The organism is Microbacterium maritypicum MF109 (genome assembly GCF_000455825.1).
GTDB lineage: Bacteria > Actinomycetota > Actinomycetes > Actinomycetales > Microbacteriaceae > Microbacterium > Microbacterium maritypicum_A.
In genome coordinates this window covers 182747-198181 of the sequence record NZ_ATAO01000206.1, presented here as the reverse complement: position 1 = coordinate 198181, position 15435 = coordinate 182747, and the positions used below count along the sequence as shown (strand labels likewise).

At 68.0% G+C, this 15435-nt stretch carries 17 protein-coding genes and 1 tRNA gene; 7 read left to right on the top strand and 11 right to left on the bottom strand.

Annotated elements, in window-relative coordinates; translation table 11 throughout:
• Positions 1-1554 (bottom strand): carboxyl transferase domain-containing protein, encoded by a 1554-nt coding sequence (locus tag L687_RS35240; protein WP_021200541.1) that lies wholly within the window; start codon positions 1552-1554, stop codon positions 1-3.
• Positions 1555-1664: 110 nt separating this feature from the next.
• On the opposite strand from L687_RS35240, the gene L687_RS35235 reads away from it, so the two are divergent.
• Complete coding sequence (locus tag L687_RS35235) at positions 1665-2273, top strand: TetR/AcrR family transcriptional regulator (protein WP_021200540.1); 609 nt, start codon at positions 1665-1667, stop codon at positions 2271-2273.
• Here the strand turns inward: L687_RS35235 and L687_RS35230 are convergent.
• Genes L687_RS35230 through pdhA form a run of 3 tightly spaced genes read right to left on the bottom strand, consistent with a single transcriptional unit; the run spans position 2266 to position 5746 of the window.
• Positions 2266-3621, bottom strand: a complete 1356-nt coding sequence (locus L687_RS35230; protein WP_021200539.1) for a dihydrolipoamide acetyltransferase family protein — start codon at positions 3619-3621, stop codon at positions 2266-2268. The two genes, L687_RS35235 and L687_RS35230, sit on opposite strands and share 8 nt — an antisense overlap.
• Complete coding sequence (locus L687_RS35225; protein WP_021200538.1) at positions 3618-4628, bottom strand: alpha-ketoacid dehydrogenase subunit beta; 1011 nt, start codon at positions 4626-4628, stop codon at positions 3618-3620. Before L687_RS35225 ends, L687_RS35230 begins: the two co-directional genes overlap by 4 nt.
• Positions 4625-5746, bottom strand: coding sequence for a pyruvate dehydrogenase (acetyl-transferring) E1 component subunit alpha (gene pdhA / locus L687_RS35220; protein ID WP_021200537.1), 1122 nt, complete (start codon positions 5744-5746; stop codon positions 4625-4627). Before pdhA ends, L687_RS35225 begins: the two co-directional genes overlap by 4 nt.
• 171 nt (positions 5747-5917) lie before the next feature.
• On the opposite strand from pdhA, the gene L687_RS35215 reads away from it, so the two are divergent.
• The gene (locus L687_RS35215; RefSeq protein WP_021200536.1) at positions 5918-6391 is read left to right on the top strand and encodes an Lrp/AsnC family transcriptional regulator; all 474 of its coding nucleotides are present in this window, start codon (positions 5918-5920) and stop codon (positions 6389-6391) included.
• Here L687_RS35215 and L687_RS35210 read toward each other — a convergent pair.
• Positions 6363-7262, bottom strand: a complete 900-nt coding sequence (locus tag L687_RS35210) for an alpha/beta fold hydrolase (RefSeq protein ID WP_021200535.1) — start codon at positions 7260-7262, stop codon at positions 6363-6365. The two genes, L687_RS35215 and L687_RS35210, sit on opposite strands and share 29 nt — an antisense overlap.
• A gap of 66 nt (positions 7263-7328) precedes the next feature.
• Here L687_RS35210 and L687_RS35205 point away from each other — a divergent pair, with 66 nt between their 5' ends.
• The 3 genes from L687_RS35205 (at position 7329) to L687_RS35195 (ending at position 9556) form a co-directional block, all read left to right on the top strand.
• A complete protein-coding gene (locus L687_RS35205; protein ID WP_021200534.1) occupies positions 7329-8054 on the top strand; it encodes a 3'-5' exonuclease in 726 nt (241 codons plus the stop codon).
• 101 nt (positions 8055-8155) lie between these two features.
• Positions 8156-9070 carry a helix-turn-helix transcriptional regulator gene (locus L687_RS35200; protein WP_021200533.1) on the top strand — a complete coding sequence of 305 codons (915 nt, stop codon included), beginning with the start codon at positions 8156-8158 and terminating at the stop codon, positions 9068-9070.
• Positions 9071-9238: 168 nt separating this feature from the next.
• Positions 9239-9556: a DUF7882 family protein gene (locus L687_RS35195; protein WP_021200532.1), complete on the top strand. Its 318-nt coding sequence runs from the start codon at positions 9239-9241 to the stop codon at positions 9554-9556.
• A 44-nt stretch (positions 9557-9600) separates the two neighbouring features.
• Here the strand turns inward: L687_RS35195 and L687_RS35190 are convergent, their stop codons facing one another.
• Together L687_RS35190 and L687_RS35185 are read right to left on the bottom strand one after the other, a co-directional pair.
• Positions 9601-9861, bottom strand: coding sequence for a DUF6458 family protein (locus tag L687_RS35190; protein WP_021200531.1), 261 nt, complete (start codon positions 9859-9861; stop codon positions 9601-9603).
• Positions 9862-9979: 118 nt separating this feature from the next.
• On the bottom strand, positions 9980-11218 hold the full coding sequence (locus L687_RS35185; protein ID WP_268741827.1) for a globin domain-containing protein: 1239 nt from the start codon (positions 11216-11218) through the stop codon (positions 9980-9982).
• A 112-nt stretch (positions 11219-11330) separates the two neighbouring features.
• Between L687_RS35185 and L687_RS35180 the strand changes: the two genes are divergently transcribed.
• Positions 11331-11957, top strand: coding sequence for a helix-turn-helix domain-containing protein (locus tag L687_RS35180; RefSeq protein WP_021200529.1), 627 nt, complete (start codon positions 11331-11333; stop codon positions 11955-11957).
• Between the two features lie 4 nt (positions 11958-11961).
• Here the strand turns inward: L687_RS35180 and L687_RS35175 are convergent.
• Both L687_RS35175 and L687_RS35170 read right to left on the bottom strand, forming a co-directional pair.
• Positions 11962-12035 (bottom strand) — tRNA-Ile (locus L687_RS35175).
• A gap of 30 nt (positions 12036-12065) precedes the next feature.
• Positions 12066-12602: a gamma carbonic anhydrase family protein gene (locus L687_RS35170; protein WP_021200528.1), complete on the bottom strand. Its 537-nt coding sequence runs from the start codon at positions 12600-12602 to the stop codon at positions 12066-12068.
• A 130-nt stretch (positions 12603-12732) separates the two neighbouring features.
• On the opposite strand from L687_RS35170, the gene L687_RS35165 reads away from it, so the two are divergent.
• The gene (locus tag L687_RS35165) at positions 12733-13218 is read left to right on the top strand and encodes a Dps family protein (RefSeq protein WP_021200527.1); all 486 of its coding nucleotides are present in this window, start codon (positions 12733-12735) and stop codon (positions 13216-13218) included.
• 75 nt (positions 13219-13293) lie between these two features.
• On the opposite strand, the gene L687_RS35160 is transcribed toward L687_RS35165, so the two are convergent.
• Both L687_RS35160 and L687_RS35155 read right to left on the bottom strand, forming a co-directional pair.
• Positions 13294-14790 (bottom strand): amidohydrolase, encoded by a 1497-nt coding sequence (locus tag L687_RS35160; protein WP_021200526.1) that lies wholly within the window; start codon positions 14788-14790, stop codon positions 13294-13296.
• On the bottom strand, positions 14787-15431 hold the full coding sequence (locus L687_RS35155; protein WP_021200525.1) for an FMN-binding negative transcriptional regulator: 645 nt from the start codon (positions 15429-15431) through the stop codon (positions 14787-14789). Before L687_RS35155 ends, L687_RS35160 begins: the two co-directional genes overlap by 4 nt.
• Positions 15432-15435 lie beyond the last annotated feature (4 nt).

Sequence of the window (15435 nt, the reverse complement as noted above, 5' to 3'; positions counted from 1 at the left end):
TCACATCCGGAAGACGCCGAAGCGCGGTTCGGGCAGCGGGCTGCGGGAGATGACATCGAGGGAGAGCCCCAGGAGGTCGCGGGTCTGTGCAGGGTCGACGATCCCGTCGTCCCAGAGTCGGGCTGTGGCGTAATAGGGCTCGCCCTGGTGTTCGTACTGCTCACGGATCGGAGCCTCGAACGCCGCACGGTCCTCGCCGCTCCAGGCATCGCCGCGCGCGGTCAGCTGATCCTCCTTGACGGTGGCGAGCACCGACGCCGCCTGCGCGCCGCCCATCACGGAGATGCGGCTCGCAGGCCACGTCCACAGAAAGCGGGGCGAGTAGGCACGGCCGCACATGGAGTAGTTGCCGGCCCCGAAAGAACCGCCGATGATGACCGTGAGCTTCGGCACCCGTGTGCTTGCGACCGCAGTGACCATCTTCGCGCCGTCCTTCGCGATGCCTCCGGCCTCGGCGTCGGAGCCGACCATGAACCCGGTGATGTTCTGCAGGAACAACAACGGGATCCCGCGCTGATCGCACAGCTCGATGAAGTGGGCGCCCTTGAGCGCGGACTCGCTGAACAGCACGCCGTTGTTCGCGACGATGCCGATGGGATGACCATGGAGTCGGGCGAAACCGGTGACCAGGGTCGTGCCGTACTCGGGCTTGAACTCGAGGAACGTGTCGCCGTCGACGAGGCGTGAGATGACCTCGTGCACGTCGTACGCGGCATTCACGTCGACGGGAACCGCGTCGTAGAGGCTGGAGGACTCGGACGGCGGTCGGCTGGGCGCCACGTCCCAGGCCGGAGCTGCGGGTGCGGGGAGCGTGGCGACGATATCGCGCAGGATCTCGAGGGCGTGCTCGTCGTCTTCCGCGAGATGGTCGACCACACCGCTGCGTCGTGCGTGCAGTTCTCCCCCGCCCAGTTCCTCTGCGGTCACGATCTCGCCGATCGCGGCCTTCACCAGGGGCGGCCCCCCGAGGAAGATCGTTCCCTGGCCGCGGACGATCACGGTCTCGTCGCTCATGGCGGGGACATAGGCGCCACCCGCCGTGCAGGAACCGAGAACTGCGGCGAGCTGAGGGATCCCTTCGGCGGACATACGCGCCTGGTTGAAGAAGATCCGGCCGAAATGCTCCCGATCCGGGAAGACCTCGTCCTGCTTCGGGAGGAAGGCGCCTCCCGAGTCGACCAGGTACAGACAAGGCAGGCGATTCTCGAGGGCGATCTCCTGCGCACGCAGATGCTTCTTGACCGTGAGGGGGTAGTACGTGCCGCCCTTCACCGTCGCGTCGTTGCAGACCACCATGACGTGGCGACCGTGGACGAGTCCGATCCCGGCGATCACCCCGGCACCGGGCGCCTCTCCCCCGTACAGGCCGTCGGCCGCGAGGGGGGCGACTTCCAGGAACGGGCTGCCTTCATCGAGCACCCGAGCGACGCGGTCCCGCGGGAGCAGTTTGCCGCGCGCGACGTGGCGTTCGCGGGACGCCTCCGGTCCGCCGCGAGCCGCGGTCGCGAGGCGGTCTCGCAGGTCTTGCGCGAGAGACTCCTGGGTTGCCGGCATCGTGATGTCCTCCTCGACCCACGTCCGCGAGGGCGGGCCCTGGCGCGGTGCATGCACTTTCGGTTAGTGTTCACTAACCCGTTGATTCAGGTTAGCGAGGATTAACTGAGATGACAAGCCCGGTCACCGCCCGAGACCGCGCCAAGGCTGAACGGTCGGATGCGATCCTGCACGCTGCCGCGCGTCTCTTCGCCGCGCGTGGATACAGCGGCGTGAGCCTGGAGGACATCGGGGCTGCCGTCGGCGTATCCGGACCGGCCGTCTACCGTCACTTCGCCGGCAAGCAGGCACTGCTCGGGGCCGTGCTCGTCAAGGTGAGTCAGGATCTGATCCGCGGTGGACGGCAGGTCTCCGAGGAAACTCCGACCCCCGACGAGCGGATGCGTGCGCTGATCGGCTTCCATGTCGAGTTCGCGCTGGGCAATGCCGAGGTCATCCAGGTGCAGGATCGTGATGTCGCGTTCCTCTCCGAGACGGACCGGGCCGAGGTCCGCCGCCTCCAGCGCGCGTACATCGAGTTGTGGATGGCAGCCTTGTCGCCGTTGCATGGGACGCCGGGCGGCGGCGCGGATCAGGATGAGCTGCGGTTGCGCGTGCAGGCATGCTTCGGGCTCATCAACTCGACTCCGCACAGCACCCGTGCCGCCGCCAGGCGGCATTCCGCCACCGCGACCGTACTGATCGCGATGGCGGACGCGGCTCTGCGCGCGACTACCTGAGCAGCATCGCCCGTCCGGGCTCTTCGAGGATGTCGGCGACATCCTTGAGGAAGCTCGCCCCCTCGGCTCCGTCGACCAGACGGTGATCGAACGAGAGGCTGAGGGTCATCATCTGCCGCAGGGCGATCTCGCCGTGGTGCTCCCACGGCTGACGCCGCACTGCTCCGACGGCCAGGATCCCGGATTGCCCCGGGGGCAGGATGGGTGTGCCGGCATCGACGCCGAAGACTCCGATGTTCGAGATCGAGAACGTGCCGCCTGCGAGTTCCGCCGGCGAGGTCTTCCCCGCACGGGCCACCTCGGCCAGCGACTTCACGGCATCCGCGAGACCGACGAGGGTCAACTGCTCCGCATCACGGATCATCGGGACGATGAGGCCCCGATCCGTCGCGGCGGCGATCCCCAGGTCGACGTAGTTGTGCTGGACGATCTCCCCGGCGGCCTCGTCCCAACGCGAGTTGAGCCCGGGCGTGCGGCTCAGAGCGAGACAGACGGCCTTCGCGACCACCGCGAGCGGGCCGATCCGGTGTGCGCTGAGGGCGCGATCGTCGCGAAGACTCGACAACAGGTCCATCGTCGCGGTCACGTCGACCGTGTGGAAGACCGTGACATGGGGGGCCGTGAACGCGCTCTGCACCATCGCCGCCGCCGTGTGCTTGCGCACGCCGCGGATGGGGATGCGGGTCTCTCGCTCCGCGTCTGTGAGCACTGACGCGTTCGACGGGGTGGGCGTCGACGACAGGTCGTCGGCACGCGGCGTGCGGTGGGCGATCCGCTCTGCGTATTCGTCGACGTCGCGGCGGGTGATGACTCGATCCCCCACGTCGGCGGCGACCAGCACGAGATCGATGCCGAGACGCTTGGCGTGAGCGCGCACGGGCGGGGTGGAGCGCGGCCGTTCGATGACCGCATCCACGGCTGCCGAGGGGGTGGCGTCATGCGGTGCGGCCTCGAGAACGGCTGTGTCGACCGGTGCCGGGGTGGCTCCGATGCGCCGTGCCCGTCGCGCAGGGCGGCCGGCGGTCGTGGGGGCGGCACCGTAGCCGACGAGGTTCGGCTGCGCCTTCTCCTCGGAATCCGACGCGGGCGCGGGCCCATCCTCGTCCTCCCCCACCACATCGAAGGCGATCAGCGGAGCACCGACGGCGACCGTCTGGCCGGCCTCGGCGTGCAGGGCCGATACCGTGCCCTCATAGGGCGAGGGCAGCTCGACGACCGCTTTCGCCGTCTCCACCTCCGCGAGAGTCTGGTTGAGCGAGACCGCGTCGCCGGGGGCGACGAGCCAGGTCACCACCTCGGCTTCGGTCAGTCCCTCTCCGAGGTCCGGAAGACGGAACTCCGCGATCATGCCCCTGCTCCCGTCAGACTGTTCGGTCGGTCCAGCACCCGGTCGACGGCATCGAGCAGCCGATCGAGATCGGGAAGGTGATACTTCTCGAGCTTTGCGGGCGGGTAGGGGACGTCGTGTCCGGTGACGCGCAACGGCGCCGACTCGAGGTACTCGAAGCAGCGCTCCGTGATGCTCGCGATCACCTCGGCTGCGACGCCGGCCTCGCGAGAGGCCTCGTGGGCGACGACCACGCGTCCCGTCTTGCGCACCGAGGCGGCGACCGAGTCGTAGTCCACCGGTGAGAGCGAGCGGAGGTCGATGACCTCGAGAGAGACGCCCTCGTCCGCTGCAGCGTCGGCCGCCTGAAGCGCCGTGGAGACCATCGCCCCGTAGGTGATCAGGGTCGCGTCGTTCCCGGTTCGCACGACGCGCGCGAGTCCCATGGGCGCTGCGTCCGCGAGCGGCGCCTCCAGGTCGACATCGCCCTTGTGGTGGTACAGGCGTTTCGGTTCGAAGAAGATCACCGGATCGTCGGAGGCGATCGCCTGTCGCAGGCTGCGGTACGCGTCCTCCGGGTTCGAGACCGCGATCACGCGCAGACCGGCCGTGTGCACGAAGTAGGCCTCCGGGGACTCCGAGTGATGCTCGGCGGCGCCGATGCCTCCTGCCCACGGGATGCGGATGGTGATCGGCATCTTCACCCGGCCCTGGGTGCGGTAGTGCAGCTTCGCGACCTGAGCGACGATCTGGTCGAACGCGGGGTACACGAAGCCGTCGAACTGGATCTCGACCACCGGCCGATAACCGCGGAACGCCAGGCCCACGGCTGTTCCGACGATGCCCGACTCCGCGAGCGGAGTGTCGATCACCCGCGCTGCGCCGAACTCGTCGAGCAGCCCGTCGGTGATGCGGAAGACGCCACCGAGTTTCCCGATGTCCTCTCCGAGCAGCACCACCTTGTCGTCGTCGCGCATCGCCTGACGCAGTCCCGCGCCGAGCGCCTTTCCGAGGGTCAGTTCGGTCATGCGCCGGCCTCGCCCTCGAAGGAGGCGAGGTACGCGGCGTACTCACCACGCTGACGCTCGAGCCCGGTGTGCGGTTCGGCGTAGACGCCGTCGAAGACCGCGAGGGGCGGGCGCGTGACCATGCCGAGGCATGCGGCGCGCATCTCCTTCGCCACCGCGTCTGCTGCCGCCTGGGTCTCGGCGAGGTGCTCGTCGGTCAGATCTCCCGTGGCGCGCAGATGGGCTTCCAGCCGTGCGATCGGATCGCGTCGGCGCCAGGATTCGAGTTCGTCCTGGTCACGGTAGCGCGTCGGGTCATCGGCCGTGGTGTGCGGCCCCATTCGATACGTGACCGCCTCGATATAGGCGGGCCCCTTGCCGGCACGTGCATGATCGAGGGCCCAGCGCATGGCAGCCATGCAGGCGAGCACATCGTTGCCGTCGACGCGGACGCTGGGGATACCGAACCCCGGAGCCCGCCCGGCGATCGGATACTGCGACTGCACGGAGACGGGCTCCGAGATCGCCCAGTGGTTGTTCTGGCAGACGAAGACCACGGGGGCCTGGTACGAGGCGGCGAAGATCATCGCCTCGTTGACATCGCCCTGACTGGTGGCACCGTCGCCGAAGTACGTGACCGCGACTTCCTTGGCGCCATCGTGCTGGATGCCCAAGGCATAGCCGACGGCGTGCAGTGTCTGGGCACCGATGATGATCTGCAAGGGCGCGACTCCGAGTGCGGCCGGATCGTACGCGGCGCCCTCCTCGCCGCGCCACATGCGCACATAGTCGCCCGGCTGGGCGCCGCGCGCGTAGATGACCCCGGTCTCCCGGTAGCTCGGGAACACGTAGTCCTCCGGCGCGATGGCGCGTGCCGTGCCGATCTGGGTCGCCTCCTGCCCCTGGCAGGGTGCCCAGAGGCCGAGCTGTCCCTGGCGCTGCAGGGCGACGCCTTCGGCGTCGATCCGCCGGAGGATGACCATGTCCCGCAGCAGTGAACGCAGTTGCGCACTGTCGATGTCGGCGACGAAAGGATCCAGCCGAGGGTTCGCGATGCGACTGCCGTCCGGATTCAGGATGCGCTCCGAGAGCTCCAGATCCTGGGCGGTGTCTGCGATGGGGGTGATCTGCGGTGACATCGTCGTCCTCCTCGTCCTCGGCGGCCCTCGTGAGGCTCCGCGCACTGATGCCAGCGTCATCACCGGCATGGTCTGAGAGTACGTCTGCTCAACACCTCGCTCAAGCATTCTGAAAGGGCTTGAGCATGTTGCTCAATTTGGCACGGAAGGCTCCTGCTAAGGTTTGGCACTATGCCAGGACTGGACCGCATCGATCTCGAGCTTCTCGCCGCACTCGCTGACGACCCGAGGACCACGATCGTCGCGCTCGCGGAGAGCCTGGGCCTGTCCCGCAACACGATCCAGGCGCGGATGGCACGTCTCGAGCAGAGCGGGATCTTCCTGTCCTACGAGAGGTCGTTCTCGCCGGACGTGCTCGGATTCCCGTTGCAGGCGTTCGTGAGCATCGGCGTCCGCCAGACGGAGCTTCCTCGCATCATCAACGAACTCGCCCGGATTCCCGAAGTCGTGCAGGCGCATGGGCTCAGCGGATCGATCGATCTGCTCGCACGCGTGGCCTGTCGCGACGCGCGTCACCTCTTCGACACCGACGCGCGCATCCTGTCGATCGAGGGAGTGGAACGCACCGAGACCTCACTCGCCATGGGCGAGGTGATCCCGTTCCGTGTGGCCGGCCTCATCGGCCTCGCACGACGGGAATCCTGAGGAAGCGCCGGATCGCCCCTGCGGCCTCCGCCGGCGTCTCGTAGTGGATCAGATGCCCGACGTGGGCGATCTCGACCAACCCGGCGTCCGGGAAGAGCGTCGCCAGCTTCCGCTCCGCTTCGATCGGCGTGATGTCGTCGCGTTCAGCTGCCACCAAGAGCGTCGGAACGTCGATGTCGGGCGCGAACTCGCGGACGTCGTGCGAGACGCTCGCGACGAAGGCATCGCGGAGCACATCACGATCGGAGAACCGGGAGAAGTAGGTGTCATGCTGGTCGTGGATGAACCGCCGGAGCTCGGGGTCCTTCGTCTTGGCCATCGTGATGCTCATGACCCGCACGATGATCCGATTGCGCAGCAGCGCGGTTCCGAGATTCTCCGGGAGCCGGGCGCCGAGGGCGTAGTAGAACACGGCCAGGCGCGTCATGAGCCCCTTGGGTCCCTCGAGCGCGGGGGCACCGATGGGGTTCACGAGGATCAGGCGCGGAGTCTGCAATCCGCGGGCCACCGCCGCGGCCGTCACGATCGACCCGAAGGAGTGGCCGAGGATGACCGCGCCGGGTGCGACCTCGGTGGCGAAGTCGGTGAGCCATCCGGCGTACTCGTCGAGATCGTGACGGCGTCCCGGCAGCGGGGCCGACTCGCCGAAGCCCGGAAGGTCGGGCGCGATCACCCGCACCTCGGGGAGGTATGCGAGCACCGGTTCGAGGCCATGGTGCTCGCCCCGGAAGCCGTGCACCGCGACGACGGTCGTCCCGGCGTCTTCGGGTCCATACGCCCAGTACGCCGTGGTCGCCCCGCGCACCTCGACCTCGTGGCGTTGCACGGGCAGACGACGAAGACGGTCCGCATACGGGGAAGGCACGGTCATCCTCAGAGTCTACGAGTCGCCGTGCGCCTTCTCCTGAATGTCCGCGGCCGACCATAGCGTGAAGCCATGCCAGTCGGTCCCCCGCTTCCTGCCTGGCTCACCCGTGTCGGGGTGTTCGATCTGGAAACGACCGGAGTCGACGTCGAGTCGGACCGCGTGGTGACCGCCTACGTCGGCATCCTCGACGCCGATGGCAGACAGGTCGCGGCCCGTTCGTGGCTTGCGGACCCCGGTGTGCCGATCCCCGACGGCGCAACCGCGGTGCACGGGATCACGACAGCGCACGCGCGAGCCCACGGGCGGCCCGTCCCTGAGGTGGTCGCCGAAGTGACTGCTGCCCTGCGGTCCCTGTTCCGGCAGGGTGTGCCGGTCGTCGCATACAACGCGTCGTTCGACTTCTCGCTGCTCGCCTGCGAAGCCGCTCGGCACGGGGTCGACCCGCTCACCGACCCCGCACCGGTGATCGATCCGCTCGTCATCGACAAGGCGTATGACCGCTACCGGCGCGGTCGACGCACGCTCGAGGTGGTCGCGGCGCACTACGCCGTCCCGTTGGAGGGCGCCCACGAAGCGTCTGCGGATGCGATCGCCGCCGGGCGCGTGGCGCAGGCGCTCGCCCGTCAGTTCCGTCTCCCCGAGAATCCGGTACAGCTCCACACGCACCAGATCGGCTGGGCCCGCTCGCAGGCAGCCAACCTCACCGAGTACTTCGTGAGCATCGGACGTCTGGAACCCGATGACATGCTCGATGGACGCTGGCCGGTGCGGCACGCCGGCCCCATCGTGGAGTGACGTGCGTCGCTGCTCCTCGGCTCGGAATCAGGTGTCGTGGGATACGCTCCAGATGGTGCGCCCTCGAGTGGGATCAGGGCGCGAAGCACGAGGAGCAGCCCATGCAGTTCACGTCCGTCGATCTCGAACGGGTCGAGTCCACGTGGCAGCAGTTCGTTCCCTCGGCCTCTCTGCAGAATGCTGATCCGCGGAGCTTTCGATTCGACTGGCGATCCGAGGAACTCGAGACCGCGTCGTTCGTCGACTATCGCCTTTCCGCTCAGGTGCATTCGCGGGCCGAGCCGCAGGATCAGTTGCTCGTGTGCCGTGTGGACGCCCCGGACGCGCGCGTCTGGTCGGGGCGCGCTTCCTTGGACGCCGAGGCCGTCTGGATGTCGGACGGCACTGAGGTCGAGGCCAGATGGGACCGGTCGGCTCGCGTTCGCGCCATCGTTTTCGACCATCAGGCCGCGCAGAGCAGAGCGCGGCAGATCACGGGCGACGATCGGCGAGAGCTTCGCACGACCGGACTCGCGCCGCACTCCGTCATGGATTCCCAACGGTGGGAGCGGATGTTCGCCTACCTCGACCAGTCCCTGCGGGACGGGATCGCAGACGATCTGCTCGTCGCCGAGCTCGAACGCCATGCCCTGATGATCACGCTTTCGGCGTTCCCGACCACATTCTCCGAATCGCTGCGGCGCCCGGCGCAGCGCGCCGGTGCACCGGCGGCCGTTCGCCGAGCGCTCGCCTACATCGATGCGAACGCGCATCTGGCGATCACCATCGACGACGTCGCGGCCGCGTCCTACATCTCCACTCGCGGTCTGCAATACGCGTTCCGGCGCGCGCTCGATATCACGCCTGCGGATGCTCTGCGTCGGGCGCGCCTCGACGGCGCCCATCGTGATCTCCGCAACGGTCGGGGTCGCTCGGTCGGCGAGGTCGCTCGACGCTGGGGCTTCAGCAACTCCTCGCGGTTCGCTTCGGCCTACCGCGAGGCGTACGGGATGGCGCCCGCACTGCCATCGACCTGACAGGGAACGAATATTCTCTTCGCGTCGCTCGGCGGGTCGGGGGCGAGCGCGGGGCGTCGGAGCGATCTGCGGTTAGAGTTCGAGTGTCCCGGACCTCGGTCCTGCGAGCACGCCCCCGAGGAGAACCATGGTCCACGCGCGCCACCCCCACGAATCGTCCCCACGCTGATGGGAAGCCTCTACTACGGCGACGCGAAGACTCCCATCCACATCGATGACCGCGCGCTCGCGCATCTCAAAGTGGTCATCGCCACCAAGCTCCGTCGTAACGAGAGCTTCACCCTCTCGTGGCGGCACCCGGACGGCGATGCGCCCGGACGTTCCACCCTGTGGCTGCATCCCTCGATCCCGCTCCGCTTCGTCTTCCAGGACGCACAGACGCCGGAGCTGAGCAGAAGGTGGATCGAAGAGCTGGCTCATTCCGCGAGTTCGAGCGGTGGCATCACGCTCGTCGAGGAACATCTCGAGAGCGTCACCGCCGACTGACGGCGCCCGACACCCTCCGAGCTGGACGCCGTCAGCGGCTGGGCTCACACCGCTTCGTCGCCGCTGGTGCTCACGGAGCGACGCGTCGTCGGCTCTCCGGTGGCGGGATCGACGAAGGTGCGCGACACCGTCTCGGTGCGACGCCGACGTGCGAGCAGCACGATGCCGATGAGGAAGACGACGACGCCGGCCCCCATCAGGATGTAGCCGACCATGTCGAGGTCGACCCAGGGAACGTCGACGTTGATTGCGAAGACGAGGATCGCCCCGATCACGAAGAGCGCGATTCCGCTGCCGATGCTCATGGTGCCTCCCGTTCTGCGGCGCGGTGCCGCACATCGAAAGCATGGCGTGGTGCGGCACCGCCGAGGAGGGGCTTGACATCCGCGCGCCCGTTCCCCTCCTCCCCTGTGTGCGGAGACCTCAGGCGGCGTCGGTCGCGGGCTGCTGCAGCCAGAGATCGGGGCCGAAGACCTCGTAGGCGATCCGCTCAGCGGGCACTCCTCGGCGCAGAAGGGTCGCTCTCGCGTTCCGCATGAACTCGAGGGGTCCGCACATGAACACGACCGCGTCTTCCGGCAGCTCCACATCGGTGAGGTCCATCCTGCCCGGAAGAGCGGGATGCAGGGTCGGGGCCCCGTCTGCGTCCTTCGCGTACCAGTTCTGTGCCCTGGCGTCGTCCATCGCGAGCACCTGACGACGAAGTGAGGGATACAGCGCGTGCGTGTCGTGGGCGCGGTCCGCATGGAAGAGCCGCACAGTGCGGCCGGGAGAACGTCGCGACAGGTCCTCGACGATCGCAGCGATCGGAGTGATGCCGATACCCGCCGACACCAGGATCAGCGGGTGCTCGTCGTCGTCGAGCACGACATCGCCTGCCGGCTGCGATACGTCGAGCACTGTTCCGGGATGCGCGTGCTCATGCAGCCAGGTCGACACCAGGCCGTCGGGCAGGCCGCCCTCACCGCGTACCCGCTTCACCGTCACCCGCAGCGAATCGCCTCGCGGCCCGGAGGAGATCGTGTATTGGCGCGGCTGTCGGGAGCCATCCGGCAGGTCGACGGCGATGGTGACGTACTGGCCGGTACGGTGCGAGGCCACTGCCCCCTCCACGGGAGCGAGGAGCAGGGAGATGACGTCGTCGGACTCCACCACGCGCTCCACGACGCGGTGTGTGCGCCACGGCTGCTCGGGATCGGTTCCGCCCTGCGCATAGAGCTTCGCCTCCTCCGCGATGAGCGAGCAGCCGAAGAGCCAGTAGACCTCGTCCCAGGCGGCTCTGACCTCGGGGGTGACGGCATCGCCCAGGACCGTCTGGACAGCGTCGAGGAGGTGGTGCCCGACGATCGTGTACTGGCGTGCCTGTATGCCCAGGGAGACGTGCTTGTGAGCGATCCGGCGCATGACGGGCGTGAAATCGGGGGCCTCGGGGTCGATGAGGTGGACGGCGAACGCAACCACCGATGCGGCCAGCGCCTTGGGCTGCTCGCCTATCGCCTGGTTTGCACGATTGAACACACGGAGCAGTTCCGGATGTGCGGCGAACATCTCGCGGTAGAACAGCGTCGTGATCTCGTCCGCATGCTGCGCGACGACTCCCGCGGTCGCACGCACGACCGCCTCGGACTCCGTTGAGAGTTTCATGACTTCCCTTCTCTTCATCGTCATGGTTCTCCCACCCTTTCCCGCGGCGAGGGTACGCGCCGGGTCTTTCACCGGGTTATTTCCGGTGGAAAGGAGTCCAGGACTGTTCGCGCCCGCCTATCCTCGCCACATGCCCCGTCGCGCCCATGACTTCCGAGGACTCACTCAGCCGCGTCGACTCCAGCTGCTGCACGCCATACAACAGGCGCCCGGCCGGCGCGCCGGCGCGCTCGCCGAGGAGAGCGGCATCCCGCTGAACACCGTCCGGGATCATCTGCGGGTGTTGGAGGACGAGGGGCTGATCCGCAGTGAGACACGAAGGTCCGGCGGTCGAGGGCGTCCGTCCGTCGTCTTCCATCCTGTGCGCGACGTGACATCGAACACCGTCACGCGCTCGCGCGTCGACGGGGCGAGCGAGCGGGGGCGGATGCTCCGAGCCGTGACGGACGATGCCCCGACTGCGCTCGAGGAGGACGCCCTGCGTCAGGTCGACGTCCTCTACGAACACCTCGACGACGCCGGTCTGGACCCCGTCGTCGATGAAGCGGCGCTGCGCTTCGACTTGGCTCCGTGCCGCTATCAAGGGCTGTTGGCGGAAGATCAGGCGCTCGTCTGCGACGTTCACGCCCAGCTCGTCCGCGACGTGCTCCAGCTCAGCGACGGGCCGCTCGAGATGCAGCGGTTGGATCCGTTCGTCTCGCCGCGGCAATGCCGGCTGTTGCTCGGGCGGAGGGAACCCGGGAGCGGTCGTGGCTGAGGAGTAGGGCGGGCGGGACTTGAACCCGCGATCGTTGGGTTATGAGCCCACTGCCTTAACCAGCTTGGCCACCGCCCCGTACTCCTCCCAGCCTAGCGGCCGGGGCCGTCAGGCCGAGGTAGCCGATGAGTGCGTCTGCGAGTGCCCCAGATAGATGTCGGCGTTGGCGATGAGTCCCGCACGCTCCTCGTCACTGAGTGCCCGACGCACCTTCGCGGGAACACCGGCGACGAGGGAACCGGCGGGGATCTCCGTCCCGCCGAGTACGACGGCGCCTCCGGCGACGAGGCAGCCTTCACCGATCACCGCACCGCTGAGGATCACCGATCCCATGCCGACCAGCGTGCCGTCGCCGATCGTGCAGCCATGGACGACCGCATTGTGTCCGACCGATACCTTGGCACCGATCACGACCGGGTGTCCGGCATCCACATGCACCGAGACGTTGTCCTGCACGTTCGAGCCGGGACCGATGACGATCCCGGCCGAGTCGCCACGAAGCACGGCGTTGTACCAGACGCTGGAACCGGCGGCGAGGGAGACTTCACCGATGATGCGCGCCCCGTCTGCGACGAATGCCGTCGCGTCGATCGACGGTGTGCTGTTCGGCAGGGCGAGGACAGAGGCTCCGGACGCGATGCTCATGAGGCGAGACTACCCTCACTTCCCCGGAATCACGCGGAAGTGAGCCGAGCCTCAGCTTGCTTGCGGAATGTATGAGGCTGAGTAGCGTTGTCTTCATCAGATACGAGAACCCGTTCCAGAGGAGCACAAGATGAGCAAGGCACAGACCGTTTCCACCACCGCCATCGACCCGACCGTGGCTGCAGGGGCGGCCCAGTTCCTCTCCCCTGTCGTGCTCGGCCTCCAGGCGCTGACGATCAACGGCAAGCAGGCACACTGGCATGTCCGCGGCGCCAACTTCATCGGCGTCCACGAGTTGCTCGACACGATCGTCGCCCACGCCGGTGACTTCGCAGACACCGCCGCAGAGCGGATCGTCGCGCTCGGTCTGCCGATCGACGCTCGCGTCAACGCAGTCGCCGACAAGGCGGGAACCACCTCCGTCGCCGCCGGCTTCGCCCAGTCGGACGAACTGATCCGCGCCGTCATCTCTGACATCGACGCGATCCTCGTCGACGTCAAGGCCGCCGTCGACGGCCTCGACGAGGTCGACCTCACCAGCCAGGACGTCGCGATCGAGATCCAGCGCGGCCTCGAGAAGGACCGCTGGTTCCTGGTCTCGCACATCGCCGCCTGATCTGATCGGCAAGGGGCGATCCTCGGTTCTCCGAGGATCGCCCCTTCTTCGTGCGCGCTTCGTGCGTGCGGAAGATCAGCCGATGTGGGTGACGTATCCGGCCAGAATCGTGGAGCGAACGGGCATGGATCGCAGGTCCGCCCCTGTCGCCGTGCGAGGATCTGCAGCGCAGAGGGCGATGTCGGCGGGCTCGCCCGGACGCACCGACGAACGCACGCTCGCCTCGAGCGCCTGGTCGATTGTGATCCGTTCTTCCGGATGCCAGGGTTCCCGCGCGTCGTCGGTGCGCGATACCGCAGCCGCGATGGCGTGCCAGGGGTCGAGCTCGGCGACGGGTGCATCGGATCCGAAACGCAGGTGCACGCCGGCATCGCGCAGCGATGCCAGCGGATAGCCGATCGCGGTCTGCTCCGCCCAGTGGCGATCCACCAGATCACGGTCATCCACGGCGTGCTGCGGCTGGACGCTGGCGACCACCCCGAGGCGCGCGAACCGCGCGAGATCGCTGTGTCGGACGAGTTGCACATGTTCGATCGACCCGACGGCGCCCGTGGTGGTGAAGGCGTCGAGCGCCGAGGTGATCGCCCGGTCGCCGATCGCATGCACGGCCACGCCCAGACCAGCGCCTGTCGCCCGGGTCAGGAGCGCGACGAGTTCATCGGAAGGCACGGTGAGCATCCCGAAGTTGTCGGGGTCACCGGGATAGGAGTGCGAGCAGGCGGCGGTTCGCGTGCCCAGCGAACCGTCGGTGATGATCTTCAGCGGCCCGACGTGGACCAGGCCTCTACCCGGTGTCGGAACGTCGTGCTCCTCGCGGAGTTCTCCCGTGCGCAACCCGGCGCCGATCGCACGGTCGAGGTCGAAGGGGTAGACCGCGAACTCGACACGGTGCCAGACGAAGCCGGCCTGGACCCGTCGCGGCCAGGCTTCCGCACTCCACGCCATGTCGAAGTCGACCAGGCCGGTGATGCCGCGCGCGGCGGCCTGCTCTCCAGCGCGCATCATGGCGCGGTCGCCATGGGCGGCGTCGACCGCGTTGAGGCGCCGCGAGATCTCGAAGGCGTCGGTCTCGCGGAGCACACCATCGTCGCTCCGGAACCCCTCACGAGCGAGCGCCGCGGTGTTGAGCCAGACGCTGTGGACGTCGGCATTGATGAGGTAGGTCGGGATGTCCCCGGTCGCCGCGTCCAGGAGGTCGAGTGAGGGCCGATCCGACCACAGGGCGTCGCGGAAACCGGTGCCGACACGACGTCCATCCGGCAACGGGGCCACGCCGCTCATCGCCGCGGCGGCAGCGGCGGCGGATTCCACGTGACCGAGCGGCGCTCGTTCCGATGCCAGAGCCCATTGCACCGTGTGCACGTGGTTGTCCCAGAGCCCCGGAACGGCCCAGGCGCCATCACCGCGGATGACCTCGCCCCGCGCCGGCAATGCACCGGTCGGCGCGATGTCGACGATGCGCCCGTCGGCGATGAAGATGTCCACGGGCTCGTCATCCATCAGGAATTCGCGCCCGGGGCCCGCGATCCGCACGGCCGTGATGGTGTCGATCGCCGCTCCGCGTTCTGTCACTGCTGTGGTCCTCCTCGGCGCGCGTCCTGTGCGCGCCGCATCTCCGCGGCGAGAGCCGGGTTGGAATACGGTCCGTCGGTCGACAGCGCGGCGATCACCGTCTCGATCGTCTCCGGCGGCTTGTTCTGACTGAGTTTCCTCTTGGCGACGACGCGGGTCGGCGTCAACCGGAAGCCGACAGTCCCCGAAGCGAGCCGCTCGATGTATCCCGGGTCGTTCGGACGCTCCCACATACGCCTCGGTTCCGGCATCCGCGATTCGAATCGCTCCACCAGCCGGTCGAGGACGACGAGGTTCTCTTCGTCCGTGAGGATCTCAGGCACGCCGGCCAGATGCACGGCGGTGTAGTTCCACGTCGGCACGGCGGCGACATCGCCGTACCAGCCCGGAGACACGTAACCGTGTGGACCCTGGAACACCGCGAGCATCTCTCGCCGGCCCATGCCGTGGATGAGATCGTCCGGACGGCCGACGTGCCCGACGACGGTCAGGTCGTCGCGCGATTCGTCGAGGAGAACGGCGTAGTGGGAGGCGACGAGTCCGTCATCGCCCGCGCTCATGATCGTCGCCCACGGATTCGCCTCGATCACTCGGCGGATCTCGGTCACGTCGGCCAGCGTGAAGCTGGGATTCTGTCGCATTCGA

Excerpts from the sequence above, each read along its gene's own strand:
- L687_RS35190 (WP_021200531.1), bottom strand. The coding sequence starts at position 9,861 with ATGAGCATCGGCAGCGGAATCGCGCTCTTCGTGATCGGGGCGATCCTC.
- L687_RS35225 (WP_021200538.1), bottom strand. The coding sequence starts at position 4,628 with ATGACCGAACTGACCCTCGGAAAGGCGCTCGGCGCGGGACTGCGTCAG.
- L687_RS35170 (WP_021200528.1), bottom strand. The coding sequence starts at position 12,602 with ATGAGCATCGCGTCCGGAGCCTCTGTCCTCGCCCTGCCGAACAGCACA.
- L687_RS35240 (WP_021200541.1), bottom strand. The coding sequence starts at position 1,554 with ATGCCGGCAACCCAGGAGTCTCTCGCGCAAGACCTGCGAGACCGCCTC.
- L687_RS35205 (WP_021200534.1), top strand. The coding sequence starts at position 7,329 with ATGCCAGTCGGTCCCCCGCTTCCTGCCTGGCTCACCCGTGTCGGGGTG.
- L687_RS35155 (WP_021200525.1), bottom strand. The coding sequence starts at position 15,431 with ATGCGACAGAATCCCAGCTTCACGCTGGCCGACGTGACCGAGATCCGC.
- L687_RS35165 (WP_021200527.1), top strand. The coding sequence starts at position 12,733 with ATGAGCAAGGCACAGACCGTTTCCACCACCGCCATCGACCCGACCGTG.
- L687_RS35210 (WP_021200535.1), bottom strand. The coding sequence starts at position 7,262 with ATGACCGTGCCTTCCCCGTATGCGGACCGTCTTCGTCGTCTGCCCGTG.
- L687_RS35235 (WP_021200540.1), top strand. The coding sequence starts at position 1,665 with ATGACAAGCCCGGTCACCGCCCGAGACCGCGCCAAGGCTGAACGGTCG.
- L687_RS35200 (WP_021200533.1), top strand. The coding sequence starts at position 8,156 with ATGCAGTTCACGTCCGTCGATCTCGAACGGGTCGAGTCCACGTGGCAG.
- pdhA (WP_021200537.1), bottom strand. The coding sequence starts at position 5,746 with ATGTCACCGCAGATCACCCCCATCGCAGACACCGCCCAGGATCTGGAG.
- L687_RS35195 (WP_021200532.1), top strand. The coding sequence starts at position 9,239 with ATGGGAAGCCTCTACTACGGCGACGCGAAGACTCCCATCCACATCGAT.
- L687_RS35230 (WP_021200539.1), bottom strand. The coding sequence starts at position 3,621 with ATGATCGCGGAGTTCCGTCTTCCGGACCTCGGAGAGGGACTGACCGAA.
- L687_RS35180 (WP_021200529.1), top strand. The coding sequence starts at position 11,331 with ATGCCCCGTCGCGCCCATGACTTCCGAGGACTCACTCAGCCGCGTCGA.
- L687_RS35215 (WP_021200536.1), top strand. The coding sequence starts at position 5,918 with ATGCCAGGACTGGACCGCATCGATCTCGAGCTTCTCGCCGCACTCGCT.
- L687_RS35185 (WP_268741827.1), bottom strand. The coding sequence starts at position 11,218 with ATGAAGAGAAGGGAAGTCATGAAACTCTCAACGGAGTCCGAGGCGGTC.